Source organism: Microbacterium keratanolyticum, from assembly GCF_016907255.1.
In the GTDB taxonomy this organism is placed as follows: domain Bacteria; phylum Actinomycetota; class Actinomycetes; order Actinomycetales; family Microbacteriaceae; genus Microbacterium; species Microbacterium keratanolyticum.
Genome location: NZ_JAFBBQ010000001.1, coordinates 2436272 through 2453002, shown reverse-complemented (window position 1 = coordinate 2453002; position 16731 = coordinate 2436272). Strand labels below are relative to the sequence as shown.

16 protein-coding genes and 1 tRNA gene are annotated in these 16731 nt (G+C 67.6%); 7 read left to right on the top strand and 10 right to left on the bottom strand.

Annotated elements, in window-relative coordinates; genetic code table 11:
• Positions 1 to 118 precede the first annotated feature (118 nt).
• The 5 genes from JOD62_RS11800 (at position 119) to JOD62_RS11780 (ending at position 5298) form a co-directional block, all read left to right on the top strand.
• Positions 119 to 1159: an Ldh family oxidoreductase gene (locus JOD62_RS11800; protein ID WP_204939464.1), complete on the top strand. Its 1041-nt coding sequence runs from the start codon at positions 119 to 121 to the stop codon at positions 1157 to 1159.
• The gene (locus JOD62_RS11795; protein WP_204939463.1) at positions 1156 to 2106 is read left to right on the top strand and encodes an NAD(P)-dependent oxidoreductase; all 951 of its coding nucleotides are present in this window, start codon (positions 1156 to 1158) and stop codon (positions 2104 to 2106) included. The genes JOD62_RS11800 and JOD62_RS11795 overlap by 4 nt, the downstream gene beginning before the upstream one ends.
• Positions 2107 to 2111: 5 nt before the next feature.
• Positions 2112 to 2843: an orotidine 5'-phosphate decarboxylase / HUMPS family protein gene (locus JOD62_RS11790; RefSeq protein ID WP_204939462.1), complete on the top strand. Its 732-nt coding sequence runs from the start codon at positions 2112 to 2114 to the stop codon at positions 2841 to 2843.
• 153 nt (positions 2844 to 2996) lie between these two features.
• Positions 2997 to 3728 (top strand): response regulator transcription factor, encoded by a 732-nt coding sequence (locus tag JOD62_RS11785; protein ID WP_204939461.1) that lies wholly within the window; start codon positions 2997 to 2999, stop codon positions 3726 to 3728.
• Positions 3729 to 3750: 22 nt separating this feature from the next.
• Positions 3751 to 5298 (top strand): sensor histidine kinase, encoded by a 1548-nt coding sequence (locus JOD62_RS11780; RefSeq protein ID WP_307818816.1) that lies wholly within the window; start codon positions 3751 to 3753, stop codon positions 5296 to 5298.
• Here the strand turns inward: JOD62_RS11780 and JOD62_RS11775 are convergent.
• The 6 genes from JOD62_RS11775 to JOD62_RS11750 all read right to left on the bottom strand — a co-directional run bounded on the left by JOD62_RS11775 (position 5292) and on the right by JOD62_RS11750 (position 10864).
• A complete protein-coding gene (locus JOD62_RS11775) occupies positions 5292 to 6842 on the bottom strand; it encodes an FAD-dependent oxidoreductase (RefSeq protein WP_271171525.1) in 1551 nt (516 codons plus the stop codon). The two genes, JOD62_RS11780 and JOD62_RS11775, sit on opposite strands and share 7 nt — an antisense overlap.
• Positions 6839 to 7726: an FAD:protein FMN transferase gene (locus tag JOD62_RS11770; RefSeq protein ID WP_204939460.1), complete on the bottom strand. Its 888-nt coding sequence runs from the start codon at positions 7724 to 7726 to the stop codon at positions 6839 to 6841. The genes JOD62_RS11775 and JOD62_RS11770 overlap by 4 nt, the downstream gene beginning before the upstream one ends.
• Positions 7727 to 7731: 5 nt before the next feature.
• Positions 7732 to 8196, bottom strand: coding sequence for an FMN-binding protein (locus JOD62_RS11765; RefSeq protein WP_204939459.1), 465 nt, complete (start codon positions 8194 to 8196; stop codon positions 7732 to 7734).
• Positions 8197 to 8318: 122 nt separating this feature from the next.
• Entirely contained in the window at positions 8319 to 9353 is a 1035-nt protein-coding gene (locus JOD62_RS11760; protein ID WP_204939458.1) for a ribose-phosphate diphosphokinase, read from the bottom strand.
• 7 nt (positions 9354 to 9360) lie between these two features.
• The gene (glmU, locus tag JOD62_RS11755) at positions 9361 to 10791 is read right to left on the bottom strand and encodes a bifunctional UDP-N-acetylglucosamine diphosphorylase/glucosamine-1-phosphate N-acetyltransferase GlmU (protein WP_204939457.1); all 1431 of its coding nucleotides are present in this window, start codon (positions 10789 to 10791) and stop codon (positions 9361 to 9363) included.
• A gap of 1 nt (position 10792) precedes the next feature.
• Positions 10793 to 10864, bottom strand: a tRNA-Gln gene (locus JOD62_RS11750).
• A 90-nt stretch (positions 10865 to 10954) separates the two neighbouring features.
• Between JOD62_RS11750 and JOD62_RS11745 the strand changes: the two genes are divergently transcribed.
• Both JOD62_RS11745 and JOD62_RS11740 read left to right on the top strand, forming a co-directional pair.
• Positions 10955 to 11449 (top strand): MarR family winged helix-turn-helix transcriptional regulator, encoded by a 495-nt coding sequence (locus JOD62_RS11745; protein ID WP_204939456.1) that lies wholly within the window; start codon positions 10955 to 10957, stop codon positions 11447 to 11449.
• A 19-nt stretch (positions 11450 to 11468) separates the two neighbouring features.
• Positions 11469 to 12416, top strand: coding sequence for a pseudouridine synthase (locus tag JOD62_RS11740; RefSeq protein WP_204939455.1), 948 nt, complete (start codon positions 11469 to 11471; stop codon positions 12414 to 12416).
• Positions 12417 to 12423: 7 nt separating this feature from the next.
• On the opposite strand, the gene JOD62_RS11735 is transcribed toward JOD62_RS11740, so the two are convergent.
• The 4 genes from JOD62_RS11735 to JOD62_RS11720 form a co-directional block, all read right to left on the bottom strand.
• Entirely contained in the window at positions 12424 to 13083 is a 660-nt protein-coding gene (locus JOD62_RS11735) for a methionine ABC transporter permease (RefSeq protein ID WP_204939454.1), read from the bottom strand.
• Positions 13083 to 14126 carry a methionine ABC transporter ATP-binding protein gene (locus JOD62_RS11730; RefSeq protein ID WP_204939453.1) on the bottom strand — a complete coding sequence of 348 codons (1044 nt, stop codon included), beginning with the start codon at positions 14124 to 14126 and terminating at the stop codon, positions 13083 to 13085. The genes JOD62_RS11735 and JOD62_RS11730 overlap by 1 nt, the downstream gene beginning before the upstream one ends.
• An 86-nt stretch (positions 14127 to 14212) precedes the next feature.
• Positions 14213 to 15124 carry a MetQ/NlpA family ABC transporter substrate-binding protein gene (locus JOD62_RS11725; RefSeq protein ID WP_204939452.1) on the bottom strand — a complete coding sequence of 304 codons (912 nt, stop codon included), beginning with the start codon at positions 15122 to 15124 and terminating at the stop codon, positions 14213 to 14215.
• A 135-nt stretch (positions 15125 to 15259) separates the two neighbouring features.
• Entirely contained in the window at positions 15260 to 16708 is a 1449-nt protein-coding gene (locus tag JOD62_RS11720; RefSeq protein WP_204939451.1) for a sulfatase family protein, read from the bottom strand.
• Positions 16709 to 16731: the final 23 nt, after the last annotated feature.

Sequence of the window (16731 nt, the reverse complement as noted above, 5' to 3'; positions counted from 1 at the left end):
TTCCTCGCTCTGATTTTCGGGGGGTCGGGTATAAAAGTATTACGAATAAGATTATTATGCGAGAGTGCATCTGCACGACACACCCGCACACCACGCAAAGATGCGAAAGGGAATCGACATGACGTTCGACAGCACAGCGCTCCAGTCCTGGGCAGCGAGGCTTCTCGTCTCGTGGGGCTACAGCGACGATGACGCGGCCTACATCGCCGACACACTCGTCGACGCGAACCTCCGCGGAGTCGATTCGCACGGCGTGATCCGGCTGCCGGCCTACCACGCGCGCATCGACGCCGGACTCGTCGTTCCCACCGCACGGCCGGTCGTGACCCGCGAGGGTGGTGTCATCCGCGTGGACGCCGCCGGCGCTCCCGGGCAGCTCGCCGCCAGGGCGGCCGTCGCAGCCCTCGTCGAGGCGAGCGGCGAACTCGGTGTCGCGAGCGCCGTCATCCACGGCAGCACGCACTTCGGCACAGCCGGCTACTACGCCCGCGCACTGGCTGCGCAGGGCAAGATCGGCATCGTCGTCTCGAACTCCGAGCCGGCGGTCGTCCCGTTCGGCGGACGAGATGCCTTCCTCGGCACCAACCCGTTCGCCTTCGCCGCGCCCACCGGCGGCGACCCGATCAGCCTCGACATGGCGACCAGCACGAGCGCGATGGGGCGCGTGATGGTGGCTCAGGCGGCCGGTAAACCGATTCCTGCCGACTGGGGAGTCGATGCCGAGGGCCGCCCGACCACCGACCCGCAGGCCGTGAAGGCACTGCTGCCCGCGGGCGGCCCCAAGGGCTACGGTCTCGCCTATCTGACCGAAGTGCTGGGCGGTGTGCTCTCGGGCGCCGCCATCGCCTCCGGAATCGGAAACATGTACTCCGACTTCTCCCGCCCGCAGGATGTCGGCCACTGGATGCTCGCACTCGACGTCGAGCGGTTCCTTCCGTTCGGGCAGTTCACACAGCGCATGGATGGCCTCGCGGCCGACGCGCACGCCATCGCCCCCGCGCCGGGGAACAGCCAGGTCCTGGTGCCCGGCGAACCCGAGGAGCGCACGAAGGCCGCGCGCCTGAGCGCTGGCATCGACCTGCCTGCGGCGACAATCGAAGAACTCACCCTCCTCGGCGTCGCGTCCGAGGTGCCGTTCCCCGAAGGAGACATCCGATGAAGCTGCTCGTCCCGAACCTGATCGCTTTCGAGACCACCCTCGAGGGAGTCGAGGTCGTGCATTTCGACCCCACCGCCGCGATTCCCGCGGAGCACAGGGACGCCGAAGCGCTGGTCGTCTGGGGTGCGGGCGCCTCGCTGCTTCAGGACGCGGTTGCAAACCTGCCGCGCCTGAAATGGGTGCAGCTGCTCTCGGCCGGCAGCGACGCGGCCCTCGCCGCAGGCTTCCGCGACGACATCGTGATCACGAGCGGCCGCTCGCTGCACGATGCCCCCGTCGCCGAGCACGCGCTCGCACTGACCCTCGCGGCCGCGCGTCGCCTGCACACCCTCGGGCGCGCGCAGATCGGCCACCGCTGGGCGGAGGAGATCGGCGGCATCCAGCCAGAGCCGAGCCCCGGGGTGTTCTCAACACTGCGCGGTGCGCGCGTGGTCATCTGGGGTTACGGCAGCATCGGCTCGACCCTCGCCCCTCACCTTGCGGCCCTCGGGGCGCAGGTCACCGGTGTCGGCACCACGGCCCGCGTTGAAGGTGATGTCACCGTCGTCACCTCACAGGACCTCCCCGCGCTCTTCCCCGAGACCGACGTCGTGATCATGATCCTGCCGGCGTCGGCCGCGACCGATGGTGCGATGAGCGCGGAACTGCTCGCGGCACTCCCCCGTCACGCCTGGGTCATCAACGTCGGCCGCGGCACGACGATCGATGAAGGCGCACTCATCGATGCGCTGCGCGACAAGCGGATCGGCGGCGCGGCGCTCGACGTGACGACCGTCGAGCCGCTGCCCGTGGACTCCGCACTCTGGGACCTGCCCAACCTGATCCTCACCCCGCACGCCGCGGGCGGCCGGCCCCTGGGTGCGGCCGATCTGATCGCTCACAACCTCTCTGCTCATCTGCGCGGCGAAGCGCTGCGCAATGTCGTACACCCCACACGAAAGGCCTGAACCGCATGTCGACGTCGATCCGTGGTATCACCCGCGAATCCCTCACCCGCCCGCTTGTGCAGATCTCTCTCGATCTCACCAACAACACCGAAGCGCTGCGCACGGCCGCGATCGCGGTCGAGGCGGGTGCGGACTGGATCGAGGTGGGTACGCCGCTCGTGCTGGCCGAGGGCCTGCACGCGGTGCGCGCACTGCGCAAGGAGTTCGCGGACAAGCCGATCATCGTCGACCTGAAGACGATGGACGGCGGCTACCTCGAGGCCGAGATGATGGGTGACGCCGGCGCCGACGCCGTGATCGTCATGGGTCAGGCCCACGACGCCACGATCGCCGCGGTCATCGAAGCGGGAGACCGATTCGGGATGCTCGTGATGGGTGACGACCTCGGTGCCGCGGATCGCGTCGCCGAATGCGCACGACTCGAGGCGCTCGGTGTCGGCATGGTCATCCACCACATCGGGTACGACCACCGCAACGCCAACCCGCATCTGGGCCTCACCCCGCTGACCGACCTTCCGGGCATCGTGGCGGCGACGACCGTGCCGGTGCAGGCTGTCGGCGGACTCTCGATCGAGCAGGCCGTCGGATGCCCCGCGATCGGGGCCCCGGTCGTGGTGTTCGGCGCTCCGCTCGCGATCGACGGCAAGTCGTTCAGCGCGGCGGATGGTGACCTGCTCGGCGTTCTCACGGATGCCTGCGCCCGCGTGCACGCCACCCCGATCGTCTACCCCGGCTAACGCCCCGCGGTCGCTCTCCCCTGCCGAGAAACCACTTCCCGCGCGAGAAACCACGTCAGCACGTGCGTCTCGGGCAGGGGGTGGTTTCTCGCGTAGTGACGATCCCCGAAAGTCCTCATAGGAAACTCATAGGCGAGCGAGGACAATAGAAGCATGAACGATCTGCCTGCTCCTGAGCTTCGCCGTCCGGATGGTTCCCCTCTGCGCATCCTCGCCGTTGACGACGAACCAATGCTGACCGACCTGCTCGCCATGGCTCTGCGCATGGAGGGCTGGGAGGTGCGTACCGCGGCATCGGGCACCGAGGCCCTTCAGGTCGTGCGCGATTTCGGGCCGGACGCCCTCGTTCTCGACGTCATGATGCCCGACCTCGACGGACTCGGCGTCCTCAAGCGCCTACGCGAGGCCGGCAACCTCGTTCCCGTGCTCTTCCTCACCGCGAAGGATGCGGTGGGCGACCGCATCGCCGGTCTCACCGCGGGCGGCGATGACTACGTCACCAAGCCGTTCAGCCTGGAAGAGGTCGTCGCCCGCCTGCGCGCGGTGATCCGACGAAGCGGCGGTGCGGCATCCGACGGCGCTGACGCGATTCTGCAGGTCGGCGATCTCAGCCTCAACGAGGACAGCCACGAGGTGCTGCGAGACGGCACCGAGATCGAACTCACCGCGACGGAGTTCGAACTGCTCCGCTACCTCATGCGCAATGAGCGCCGCGTCCTGTCGAAGGCGCAGATCCTCGATCGCGTGTGGAGCTACGACTTCGGCGGTCGCTCCAGCGTCGTCGAGCTGTACATCTCGTACCTCCGCAAGAAGATCGACGCCGGACGCACCCCGCTGATCCACACCGTCCGAGGCGTCGGCTACATGATCAAGTCGCCGCAGTAGCATCCGCCGACAGCTGAGTACCGTGAGCGCCTCTCCCGCACCCGCCGCCGTCTTCACCGCGCCCTCGCCGCGTCGTCCGCTGACGCTGCAGGCGCGACTCATGGCCGCCGTCATCGGCTTCGTCTCGCTGATTGTCGTGATCATCGCGATCATCACGAGCGCGACGCTCGGCCAGACCCTGGAAGAGGGTCTGCGCCAGCAGCTGCTCACGAACCGCGACCGCGTCGCGCAGATCACGACCGAGCAGGCGCTGCTCTCACACACCGTGCCGACCGCGACGAATCTGCTGATCGGGCGTTCGGTCCCCCCGGGCATCCTGCTCATCATCATCGCGCCCGATCGCACCGCCACCGGTGCCGTCGTCGGCGACGACGGCACGACGACAGAGCTCACGACCCAGCAGATGCAGCAGGCGGGCCTTGCGATCACTGAGAACCGCGGAACCACGGCGATCAGCTCACTCGGCTCCTACCAGGTGACCCACGATGTGCTGCAGACGACGCAGCTGCTCGGCGGCGATGTGAACATCGTCGTGGGTCTTCCTCGCGAGCAGATCCAGCGCAACATCGGCGCCCTGTTCACGACGATCGCGCTGACGACCTTCGGCGGACTCATCCTGCTCGCGCTCACGACAGCGATCACGATCCGCCTCGGCCTGCGTCCGCTGCGTGCGGTGGCGGCGACCGCCACTCGTGTCGCGAACCAGCCGCTGGACCGCGGTGCCGTGCAGATCCAGGAGCGCGTTCCCCTCACGGAGGCCGATCCGCGCACCGAGACAGGGCTCGTGGGCGCGGCGCTCAACAAGCTCCTCGATCACGTCGACGCCTCGCTGGCCGCGCGACAGAAGAATGAGGAGCGGATGCGGCGCTTCGTCGCCGACGCAAGTCACGAACTGCGCACCCCACTGACGTCGATCCGCGGCTACTCCGAGCTCTCGCTGCGCGACACGACTCTCCCCGAGACGACCCACACGGCGCTGGAGCGCATCCAGGCGCAGTCGCTGCGCATGACGCGCCTCGTCGAGGACCTGCTGCTGCTCGCGCGCCTGGATGAGGGCCGCGAACTCGTGCACAGCGCCGTCGACCTGTCCCGACTGGCCGTCGAAGCCGTGGCGGATGCCCGGCCCACGGCGCCTGATCACTCCTGGAACATCGAGCTGCCCGATGAACCCGTCATCGTGACGGGTGACTCCGGCCGCCTGAGCCAGGTGATCGTGAACCTCCTGGCGAACGCGCGCACGCACACGCCTGCGGGCACACAGGTCACTCTCCGGCTGGAACGTGACAAGAACACGGCCGTGCTGCGCGTGCATGATGACGGGCCGGGGATCGCCCCGGAGCACCGCGAGGAGCTGTTCGCCCGCTTCGCGCGCGGCGATGTCTCCCGCGCGCGGCAGACCGGCGGCAGCGGTCTCGGCCTTGCGATCGTCAAGGCGATCGTGGAGGGCCACAGCGGCACCATCCGCGTCGACAGCGAGCCGGGCGATACGACCTTCACGGTACGGCTGCCGCTGGCCCCGGTGGAGACGTCAGACGCGGAGGCGACGCCGCATCCCGCGGCGGATCAGTAGCCGGCGAAGGCGTCAGTTCGCACGCTGCGCGCGGTCCGGAGCTCCGGCGAGAGGTCGGCGATCAGTCGCGGCGGCCCGGAGAGAAGCACATGCCTCTCGGCCAGGTCGGGCACCAGACGCGCGAGCTGAGGGCCGTCGAGGCGCGCACCCGCCGCCCACATCCAGCTCGCCGGCAGCTCCTGCGGTTCGTCGCGCGTGAACACGATGACGCGCACGCCGCAGCGCTCGAGCTCATCTCGGAACGCCAGCTCGGCGGATTCCGCGGTGACGTACACGAGGACGATGTCGCGGTCACCGCCCTGCGCCCGAAGCTCCCGCAGCTGGGACACGAAGGGAGTGACGCCGATCCCCGCCGCGACGAGAAGAACCGGCGCTTCTCCCCGAGGAAGCACGAAGTCACCCCAGACGCCCGTCGCGCGCAGCGTCTGCCCCACCCGGACGTCCCGGAGTGCGCGCTTGTAACTGGACGGATGCTGCTGTGTGCCGTCCCGGTACGCCACACGAAGCTCCGGAAGATCGCTCGGGGAGGAGAGGATGCTGAACTCGCGGCGTGTACCCCGGACGTCGGGGCGCGCATGCGGGACCTCGAGCTCCACATACTGCCCGGCGACGACTCGCGGACGTCCCTCCACCTGGAAGGTCAGCTCGTGCACCGTGGGGGTGACGAGCCGACGCCCGGCGAGCGTGAGACGCAGTCCTCCGCGCAACGCCAGGGCGAACGCCAGGAGGTTGCCGATGAGCAGTGCGCGCTCCTGCCCGAGAGTCACGAAACCACCCACGAGGATGGGCCAGCCCACGAGCACACCCACGACGGTCGCGACCGTGAACTGCTGCCAACGGCGAGGCGGCAGGGTCAGCGGTTCGGAGAGCATGAAGGCGCCCAGGAACAGCACCGGCGACTGCAGCAGCGCGAGCGTGAGCGACTCTCCCGCGGAGAAGGCCAGGCCGAACTGCGCGGAGATCGTGACATCGCGCACGAGCGCCGTGGCGACGGCGACGAGGACGAAGAACGCGACGATGCGGACGCGTGAGGTGCGCCACAGCACGACGAGTCCGAGGAGCACCACGGGGACGACGAGCGCCGGTGTGCCCACCCACCACGACGAGAAGGTGCCGATGCCCGCCAGGGTCACGACGGTCGCCCCCACGGCCGCCGGATTGAGGAAGTGACGCCCGCGCCAGACGATCACGTACTTCGACAGTGCAGCGACGGCACCCGCCACCGCGAGGGAGCCGAGTTCAGCGAGGGACATCCCGGGTTGCAGCACGAACAGGAGGATGAGCGCGGTGATGAGCGACGATTCCACCCGCCAGGCTCGGCGCACCACGCGTTGGCCGATCGCATCCACGACCGCGACCGCCGCGGCCAGTACCAGGAGGGACGACATGAGCGCCAAGGGATTCACCCCGACGAGCCCGGTGAACGACAGCACGAGGGCGATCACCGCGAGCGCAAGGAGTGCGAGCAGCACCGTCCGGTACATCGACAGCATCCCGAGAAGCGAAAGAACCCGCTGTCGCACAGCGATGAGCGATGTGATCACGACTGCCCCTCCCTCCGTCCGTGCGCCGTGTCGGCAAGAAACAGCGTGGCGACGCCATCCGAAGACTGCTCCACACGTCCATCCGTCCCCATGCGCACCCAGGACACACCCCAGCGCGCGGCGAGATCCGTGCCGCCCTCGAAGAACAGCGCCGTCGCGATCGTATCCGCCGTCATCGCGTCGGGGGCCATCGCCCAGGTCGCCGCCCAGGTGCGCACCGGCCGTCCCGTGCGGCCGTCGAGCACATGGTGCAGACCGTCTCCCCAGGCACGCCGATTGATCGCGGATGCGCAGAGCGCCGCATCCTGAATCGTCACGACTCCGATCGCCGATCTCGGATCATACGGATGCTCCAACGCGACCCGCACCGGCGCTCCGCGCGTCGCGAGGTCACCGCTCGCGTCGACGATCACGCGTCCGTCCACAGGCGCGAGCGCGGCGAGCACGCGGTCGACGAGACGACCTTTTCCGATGGCGCCGACATCGATGGTTCCGGGCCCATCCAGCGAGACGGACTGTTCTGACCACCGCAGGCGCTGCTCCCAGTCCGACGGCGCTGCGCGGGGTGCGTCCGCCCGCAGCGATACCGCCGCGTCGTAGCCCAGCGCTGCCAGGCTGTCGCCGATGAGCGGATTCACAGCACCTTCGGTGGCCTGCGACAGCGCACGGTACATGTCGAGCAGCCGCACGGCGTCCGGCGGCGCCGCGATCTCGCCACCGGCCACAGCGAGCGCCGACATCTGCGAATCAGCGCGAAAACGGGACCACGCCTGATCGAACGCGGTGATCTCCTCACGAACGCTCGCGCGCAGCCGCGGGCTGAGCACCTCGTCGGTCTCGATCTCCCAGTGCGTGCCGATCGCCTCGAACGGCCAGACGGGCATGGCGCCTACTCCGCGGCCTGCGCCTTGATCTCTTCGACGGCCTGATTGAAGCCGCCGCTCGTGAGCGACGAGCCTGCCACGCGATCGACCTTCAGCTCGTCGATCGGCACGCCCGTCACGACGGCTGCGATCCCGTCGATGAACTGGCCCTGGTACTGGACGGTCTCGCGCGCCTGCGGGTCGCCCGTCACCTCGACGCCCTCGACGACTCCGTCCGCAAGGGTCAACGTCACAGAGATGGTCTCGGGCATGCCTTCGGGCGTGCGATAGGTTCCCTCGGCCGTGTACGTGCCGTCCTTGTAGGAGCCGCTCGCGCTGTCGGTCGATGCCGGAGCGCTGCCGTCCGCGCCCGCATCGGGCGTCGCGGGCGCCGCGCAGCCCGCGAGAGCGGTGGCACCGGCGACGCCGATGAGCGCCGCCGCCATCCGCAGCGCCGGGGTGCGAGACGGGGTCAGGGGTGTACGGATCATGCGTTCCTCCTGCTCGGTGAGAGCGGATGCCACGGCCGTGGCGTCCTCTGCACGTGGATGCTTCCGCGCACGCGCTGACGCTACGCGCCACGACTGTGGACGCGCTGTGATGTGGCGGGAGGTTACGCTTCGCCGCCGAACATGCTCGTCACCGAACCATCCTCGAAGACCTCGTGGATCGCGCGAGCCAGCAGCGGGGCGATCGGGAGGATCACGAGACCCGGGAAGTTGCGGTCTGCGGCCAGAGGGACCGTGTCTGTGACGACGACCGAGTCGACGGCCTCGTCCTGCAGCCGCACCGCTGCCGGGTCGCTGAAGATCGCGTGCGTCGCCGCCACGATGACCTTGCGTGCGCCGTTCGCCTTGAGAGCCTGCGCGGCCTTGACGATCGTGCCACCCGTGTCGATCATGTCATCGACGAGGAGGCAGGTGCGACCGTCGACGGTGCCGACGATCTCGTGCACGGTGACCTGGTTGGCGACCTTGGGATCACGACGCTTGTGGATGATCGCGAGAGGTGCGCCCAGGCTGTCGGACCAGGTGTCGGCGACGCGCACACGACCCATGTCGGGCGAGACGATCGTCAGCGTCTCCCGGTCTTCCTCGCTGAGCGTGCGCTCGAAGTAGTCCAGCAGCACGGGCTTCGCGAACAGGTGGTCGACGGGGCCGTCGAAGAAGCCCTGAATCTGTGCAGCGTGCAGGTCGACGCTCATGACCCGATCGGCGCCGGCCGTCTTGAGCAGGTCGGCGACGAGTCGGGCGCTGATCGGCTCACGGCCGCGGCCCTTCTTGTCCTGACGCGAGTAGGGGTAGTACGGGGCGACGACCGTGATGCGCTTGGCCGACGCGCGCTTCGCGGCGTCGATCATGATCAGCGTCTCCATGAGCCACTCGTTGACGGGCTCGCCGAAGGACTGGATCAGGAAGAGGTCGCACCCGCGGATCGACACATCGAAACGCGAGTAGATCTCGCCCGAGGCGAAAGTGCGGTGCTCGGTGGGAGCGAGCTCCGTGCCGAGCGCCGCGGCGACGGCCTTTGCGAGCTCGGGGTGCGAGCGCCCGCCGGCGACGACGAGTCGCTTCTTGGTCTTCGCGACGAGACTCGGAGCGACGCTCTTCGCCCGATCGAGATCGGTCTTCTTCTTCTTCTGACCCATGGTCTGGTTACTCCGCCGATCGTGCTCGGGTTGCCGCGTTCGCAGCTTCCGTGCCTGCCCTGTTCTTCTCGACCCATCCATCGACATTGCGCTGGGGGGCGACACTCAGAGCCAGGGCACCGGCGGGCACATCCTTGCGGATGACCGCTCCTGCCCCGGTTTTCGCGCCTGCGCCCAGTCTAACGGGAGCCACGAACACGTTGTGCGACCCGGTGTGGACCTCATCGCCGATCTCGGTGCGGTGCTTGGTGATGTCGTCGTAGTTCGCGGTGATCGCACCGGCGCCCAGGTTGACGCCCGTGCCGATGTTCGCGTCCCCGATGTACGACAGGTGCGGAACCTTGCTGCCCTCGCCGATGGTCGAGTTCTTCGTCTCGACAAACGCGCCGATCTTGCCCTTCGCGCCGAGAACCGTGCCGGGGCGCAGGAACGAGAACGGGCCGACGGTCGCACCGGCGCCGATCACGGCGAGCGTCGCGTCCGTGCGGCGGACGATCGCCCCCTCGCCGACCTCGCAGTCGACGAGCGAGGTGTCCGGACCCACGATGGCCCCCTCGCCGATCGTCGTGGCGCGCAGGATGTGCGTGTTGGGCAGGATCGTGACGTCGGGGGCGAGCGTCGCATCGTCGTCGATCCACGTGGTCGCGGGGTCGACGACGGTGACGCCCTCACGCTGCCAGCGGCGCACGATGCGAGCGTTGAGCTCTCGCCCGACCTCGGCGAGCTGCACGCGGTCGTTGATGCCGAAGGTGGCCACGGCGTCGGCGGTGATCTCTGCGGCGACCGCTTCCTTCGCTTCGCGCAGAAGGCCGATCACATCCGTCAGGTACATCTCGCCCTGGGCGTTGTTCTGGTCGACCCGCGCGAGGTAGGTACGCAGCTGCGGAGCACGGAACACGTACACGCCGGAGTTGATCTCGTCGATCGCGGCTTCCTCTGCCGACGCGTCCTTCTGCTCGACGATGCGGAGCACGGCCCCGCTGTCGTCGCGGACGATGCGACCGTAGCCGCTGGGGTCGGGGACGCGTGCGGTCAAGACGGTGGCGGCCGCGGACGCTGCGCGGTGACCGTCGAGCAGTGCCTGCAGCGCGTCGGCGTCAAGCAGCGGCACGTCGCCGGAGAGCACGAGCACGTCGCCGTCGAAGTCGCCGGGAAGGGCGTCGAGAGCCACCTGGACCGCGCGTCCGGTGCCGGGGATCTCATCCTGGTCGACGAAGATCGCGTCGGGGTAGGCCTCGCTCAGCGTCGCGACGACCGTGTCGCGCTCGTGTCGGACCACGACCTCGATGTGATCGGCGCCCAGGCGGCCCGCGGTGGTCAGCACGTGGCCGACCAGCGGGCGCCCGCCGATGGGATGCAGCACCTTGGGGAGGCGCGACTTCATGCGCGTTCCCTGGCCTGCAGCGAGGATGACGATTGCGAGAGTGTTCCCAGTCATGCTCCGCCGCCAGGACTCGAACCTAGACCTCACAGCTCCAAAGGCTGTCGTGCTGCCATTACACCACGGCGGACCGCGGCGCTCAGGCCGCCTGACAAGTCTGCCACGCCACGCGCACTCCTCGCGGACAGCGACGCCATCGAGAGACCGCGATAATGGCCTCATGAGCTCAAGCGACGAAGTCGACCGCATCGTCGCGGCGTGGGTCACCCAGCGCCCCGACCTGGATTTCTCGCCCCTGGAAGTGCTCTCCCGTGTCGATCGCCTCTCCCGCCACCTCGACCGCGCTCGTCGCGAGGTGTTCCGGCGCAGCGACCTGGAGTCGTGGGAGTGGGATGTGCTGTCCGCCCTGCGTCGTGCTGGCTCCCCCTTCCAGCTCTCCCCCAAGCAGCTGCTCCAGCAGACGCTCGTGTCCAGCGGCACGATGACCAACCGGATCGACCGTCTCGTGGGCCGCCGACTGGTCAAGCGCGAAGCCGATCCGGCCGACGGCCGCAGCGTGCTGGTCACACTCAGCGATGACGGGCGCATCCGGGTGGATGCCGCCATCACTCGCCTGGTCGACGCCGAGGCCGAGCTGCTCGCCGCACTCCCCCGCGGCGACCGCGAACGGCTCGCTGCGCTGCTGCGAAAGCTCAGCCTGAGCTTCGACTCATGATGGCGGCACGCTGATGGCCATGCGTTCCCCGCTCCCCGTGCGCGACGGCGTCGGGGCCACCCGCCTGCACGTGCCGCGCACCGGCCCCTGGGCGACGATCGCCGACTACATGGTCGAGCGCTTCTTCCACCTGGACGCCGATGTGCTACGCGAGCGCTTCGACCGGGGCGAGATCGTCTCGATCACGGGTGCCGCGCTCGCGCGTGACACCCCGCTGGGGGCCGAGGAGTTCGTCTGGTACTACCGGGAGCCGCCGGTGGAGACGCCCCTGCCTGTCGTGGAGGAGATCCTCCACATCGACGACGATCTGATCGTTCTCGACAAGCCGCACTTCCTGCCGACGACCCCCGGGGGTCGCTACCTGCAGAATTCGGCGCTCGTGCGGCTGCGCAATCGGCTCGACAATCCGGATATCGCGCCGATCCATCGACTCGACCGCCCCACCGCCGGCCTTCTGCTGTTCTCTGCGCGCCCGGTGACCCGCGGCGCCTACCAGCTGCTCTTCGAGAACCGACAGGTCGAGAAGGTGTACGAGGCGGTCTCTGACCTTCCTGAGGCGTGGGATCCGGATGCTCCGGCTCTGGCCGGGCGCGCGTTCCCGCTCATCTACCGCAATCACATCGAGAAGCTGCGCGGCACCGTGCGGGTCACTGTCGACGATGAGCGCGAGCCGAACACCGAGACTCTCATCGAGCTGCTCGGATTCGATGAGCACGTCCTGCACACGCTGCTGCGCCCGCACAGCGGAAAGATGCACCAGCTCCGCGTGCATCTCGCCGCGCTCGGCGCCGGCATCCGCAATGACTCGTTCTATCCAGATCTCCTGGATGAGATGCCCGACGACTACGACCGTCCTCTTCAGCTGCTCGCGCGCGAACTGCGCTTCATCGACCCGCTCAGCGGCAAGCCGCGCGAGTTCCGCACCCGGCGCACCCTGCAGGATGCACCGGGTGGCGAAACGCCCTAGCCGGACGTCAGCGACGCATCGCCTTGCGCGCGAGGCGCGTGCCGAGCGTCTGGACGATCTGCACGAACACGACGATCAGGATGATCGCCGCCCACATGACCACCGGCTCGAACTGGCGGTGACCGTAGACCAGCGCGAACGCGCCAAGGCCACCGCCGCCGATGGCACCGGCCATCGCTGTCATGTCGATCAGTGCGACGATGACGAACGTGTAGCCGAGAATCAACGGTCCGAGCGCCTCGGGCACGACGACCGTGAAGAGGATGCGCAGGGGGCCCGCACCCATCGCCCGCGCCGCCTCGATCACACCGGGCGACACCGACACCAGATGCTGCTCGACGATGCGGCCGATCGCGAATGCTGCGGCGATGCCGATCGCGAAGGCTCCGGCGTTCACGCCGATGCCGGTGCCGATCACCGCGCGCGTGAACGGCATCAGCACCGCGAGAAAGATCACGAACGGAATCGGTCGGAAGAAGTTCACGACGAAGCTGAGAAGCCCATTCGCGAACCGGTTCGCGAGCAGGCCACCTTGGCGCGTCGTGTACAGCCCGAGACCGATGAGCGTTCCCAGAACCCCACCCAGCACGAGCGCGTAGGTGGTCATGTACAGCGTCTCGAGCGCTGCCTTCCAGAAGTCAGGACCGAGTTCGATCAGACGATCCATCAGCGTGCCCCCTCTCGCTCGATCTCCGTGACTTCGACAGAGGCGCCGATCTTCACGAGCGCCGCATCGATCGCCGCATCCGATCCGCGAATCGCCAGCGTCAGATGACCGAACGCGCGACCGCGGATGTCGTTGATGCCGCCGTAGACGAGCTCGAAGTCGAGTCCGGCGTCGGCGAGATCGACGAAGACCTGCGCCTGCGAAGAGTCGCCGTCGCGGAACGAGAACGTGACGAGTCGACCATCGTGGCGCTCACGCAGCGCCGCGCTCTCCGCCGGAGAGGGAATCCCCTTGACGACGGTGGCGACGAAGCGCTGCGACGCCGGGTTCTGCGGTGCGGAGAAGACCTCGAACACGTCGCCCTGCTCGATGACGCGCCCGTTCTCCATGACAGCGACTTTCGTCGCGATCGTCTGGATGACGTCCATCTCGTGCGTGATGATCACGATGGTGACGTTCTGCTCGACGTTGACGCGCTTCAGCAGATCCAGCACCTCGTGCGTGGTCTGGGGGTCGAGTGCACTCGTGGCCTCATCGGCCAGCAGGATCGCCGGTCGCGTCGCGAGAGCGCGGGCGATGCCGACACGCTGCTTCTGCCCGCCCGAGAGCTGCTCGGGGTACGCGCGCGCCTTGTCGCTCAGCCCGACAAACGCAAGCAGCTCATCAACACGGGCGTCGATGTCGGCCTTCGACCACCCCGCGAGCTTCAGCGGGTAGGCGATGTTCGCGCGCACGGTCTTCGCGGAGAAGAGATTGAACTGCTGGAAGATCATGCCGATGCCGCTGCGCACCGCGCGCAGCTGCTTCTCGGAGAGCGTGGTGATGTCGGTGCCGTCGACTTCGATCGTCCCTGCGGATGCCGGTTCCAGCGCGTTGATCAGACGGACGAGCGTCGACTTGCCGGCGCCGGAGTAGCCGATGATGCCGAAGACGTCGCCGCGTTCGATCTCGAGCGAGACATCGTCGACGGCGGTGACCTCGGCGCCGCCCTTCTGGGTGGGCGGATAGGTCTTCGACACGTTCGTGAGAGTCACGATGGGCATGCGGGTGCTCCGATGAAGAGAAAAGGGGAATCGGGCAGTGCCAGAAATGACACCGCCCGATTCTCTCGTACTTGGCTGAGAGCGACTCAGCCCTTGTGTGCCTTGGTGTCTGCTTCGACCTTCTTGAGCGAGGCGTTGAGGTCGGCGACCGGGACCTGCAGCGAGACGCCCGTGAAGCCGGATGCCTCGGCGAGGCCCTTGCGCACGTCGTCGTTCGTCTGGAAGATCTCGACGAGCTTCTTGTACGTGGCGTTGTCGGCGTCATCAGCCCGCGCCGCGAAGATGTTCACGTACGGAAGCGCGTTCGGGTCGTTCGGGTCGTCCTGCGCGATCGCGTCTTCGAACGTGAGCCCGGCGTCCTGGACGAAGTCGTTGTTGATGATCGCCGCGGCGACATCGGGAAGGGCGGTGGGGATCAGCGCCGCCTCCAGCGCCGTCACCTGCACCTTCGACTTGTCGGTGTCGACGTCGCTCAGATCGGAGAAGATCGTGCCGCCGCTCTTGAGCTCGATGAGTCCTGCCGACTGCAGCACGAGCAGCGCACGAGCCTGGTTGGAGGCGTCATCCGGAACTGCGACGGTCTCGCCGGCGGGGATGCTCTTCACGTCTTCGTACTTCTTCGAGTACAGGCCGAGCGGGTAGATGGCCGTCGAGCCGATGACCGTCAGGTCTTCGCCTGCGGCGACGTTGTACCCCGCGAGGTAGACGATGTGCTGGAACTGGTTGAGGTCGAGGTCACCCGCGGTCAGGGCCGGGTTCGGCTGCTCGTAGGAGCCGAAGTCGACGATCTCGACGGTGATGCCCTCGGCGGCGGCCGCGTCGATGAACGCGGGCCACTGCGGGTCGGACTTGCCGACGACGCCGATCTTGACGACCTCATCTGCGGTCGATGCGGAGGAGCCGGCATCGGCCGCAGGGGTGGCACAGGCGGCGAGGCTGAAGAACAGGGGCACCGCCGCGAGTGCGGCGATGACGGAGGTGGTGCGGCGGCGGGACATGGATTCGGGTTCCTCTCTTGGGGGACTCCGTAACGTTATTCAGGACACTCGATGTCATCCGAATCGAGTCGTCACAGAGCGTCACCTGTGTGAGTTGATCGCCGTGTCCGGGCTCTGCCCGCCGCCGGATCTTCTTCAGCGGGTCTGTGCCGTGAGCCGCTCCGGTACAGGCTGAGAGTGGTGCGGGGTGTCTTCGAGCTCCGCCTGCAACTGCCACAGCATGGCCTTCAGTTCTTCCCGGATGCTCGCATAGCTGGGGTCGTGGTACACGTTGTGCATTTCTTCGGGGTCGGTGGCGAGGTCGTACATTTCCCATTCGGGTGGGTAGGTGTGTGGGGAGGATCCGGGCAGGCCGAGGCCGTCGTTGTAGAAGTAGATGAGTTTGTGGGTGTCGGTGCGGATGCCGTAGTGGGCGAGGGCGTGGTGGTTGATGTCGTCGTTCTCGAAGTACCGGTAGTACATCGCCTCACGGGTGGGGGCGTCGGGGGTGGTGGTGAGGTGGGGCCAGATGCTCAGGCCCTGCATGCGCGGGTGGGCGGGGAGGCCGGCGGCGTCGAGGATGGTCTGCGCGAAGTCGACGTTCGTGACGATCTGCTCGATCGGCTTCTCTGTTGCGGGGATGCGGGCCGGGTAGGAGATCACCAGCGGCATGCGCAGGGATTCGTCGTACATGAACCGTTTGTCGAACCAGCCGTGATCTCCGAGGAAGAACCCCTGGTCGGAGGTGTACATCATCATGGTGTCGTCGAACAGGTCCCGCTCACGGAGCCAGTCGATGACCCGGCCGACGTTGTCGTCGACGGACGCGACGCAGGCGAGGTAGTCCTCCATGTACCGCTGGTACTTCCACAGCGCGGCCTGCTCGTAGGTGAGACCCTCCGGCGGCATCTGCTTCAGGTCGGTGAGGGTGAGGTGGTCCGCGATCCGCATCGCCGCCCGGTGCGCGGCCGAGGAACGCGTCGCATAGTCGTCGTCGAACGTCGCCGGCACCGGGATCGGCTGCGCATACATGCCCTTGTGCTTCTCATCCGGCTCCCACGGCCGGTGCGGGGCCTTGTGGTGAATCAGCAGACACCACGGTTCGTCCCCGTCCAACGATTCCAGCCAGTTCAGCGACAGGTCGGTGATCACATCCGTCGCATACCCCGGCACGACCTGCACACCGGTCTCGGTGAGGATCTGCGGGTCGAAGTACTCACCCTGATCCCGCAGCACCGCCCAATAATCAAACCCCTCCGGGTCATGACCGGGCCCCTCACCCATGTGCCACTTCCCGACGATCGCGGTGCGATACCCCGCCTGCTGCAGCTGCGACACGAACGTCGGCTGCGACGCATCGATCGGCGTCTCCAACGTCGTCACCCCATTGATGTGACTGTATGTCCCGGTCAGGATGGATGCCCGACTCGGGGTGCACAACGCGTTCGTGCAGAAACAGTTGTCCAATCGCACACCCGCCGCGGCGATCTCATCAATCCGCGGCGTCACATTCACCACCGAACCATACGCACCGATCGCATGCGACGCATGATCGTCCGTCAAAATCAACACGACATTCGGTCGCTTCGGTGCAGGTGCGCTCATGCGGCGGTCCTCTTTCTCATTCG

Excerpts from the sequence above, each read along its gene's own strand:
- JOD62_RS11800 (WP_204939464.1), top strand. The coding sequence starts at position 119 with ATGACGTTCGACAGCACAGCGCTCCAGTCCTGGGCAGCGAGGCTTCTC.
- JOD62_RS11795 (WP_204939463.1), top strand. The coding sequence starts at position 1,156 with ATGAAGCTGCTCGTCCCGAACCTGATCGCTTTCGAGACCACCCTCGAG.
- JOD62_RS11790 (WP_204939462.1), top strand. The coding sequence starts at position 2,112 with ATGTCGACGTCGATCCGTGGTATCACCCGCGAATCCCTCACCCGCCCG.
- JOD62_RS11785 (WP_204939461.1), top strand. The coding sequence starts at position 2,997 with ATGAACGATCTGCCTGCTCCTGAGCTTCGCCGTCCGGATGGTTCCCCT.
- JOD62_RS11770 (WP_204939460.1), bottom strand. The coding sequence starts at position 7,726 with ATGCCCGTCTGGCCGTTCGAGGCGATCGGCACGCACTGGGAGATCGAG.
- JOD62_RS11765 (WP_204939459.1), bottom strand. The coding sequence starts at position 8,196 with ATGATCCGTACACCCCTGACCCCGTCTCGCACCCCGGCGCTGCGGATG.
- JOD62_RS11760 (WP_204939458.1), bottom strand. The coding sequence starts at position 9,353 with ATGGGTCAGAAGAAGAAGAAGACCGATCTCGATCGGGCGAAGAGCGTC.
- glmU (WP_204939457.1), bottom strand. The coding sequence starts at position 10,791 with ATGACTGGGAACACTCTCGCAATCGTCATCCTCGCTGCAGGCCAGGGA.
- JOD62_RS11745 (WP_204939456.1), top strand. The coding sequence starts at position 10,955 with ATGAGCTCAAGCGACGAAGTCGACCGCATCGTCGCGGCGTGGGTCACC.
- JOD62_RS11740 (WP_204939455.1), top strand. The coding sequence starts at position 11,469 with ATGCGTTCCCCGCTCCCCGTGCGCGACGGCGTCGGGGCCACCCGCCTG.
- JOD62_RS11735 (WP_204939454.1), bottom strand. The coding sequence starts at position 13,083 with ATGGATCGTCTGATCGAACTCGGTCCTGACTTCTGGAAGGCAGCGCTC.
- JOD62_RS11730 (WP_204939453.1), bottom strand. The coding sequence starts at position 14,126 with ATGCCCATCGTGACTCTCACGAACGTGTCGAAGACCTATCCGCCCACC.
- JOD62_RS11725 (WP_204939452.1), bottom strand. The coding sequence starts at position 15,124 with ATGTCCCGCCGCCGCACCACCTCCGTCATCGCCGCACTCGCGGCGGTG.
- JOD62_RS11720 (WP_204939451.1), bottom strand. The coding sequence starts at position 16,708 with ATGAGCGCACCTGCACCGAAGCGACCGAATGTCGTGTTGATTTTGACG.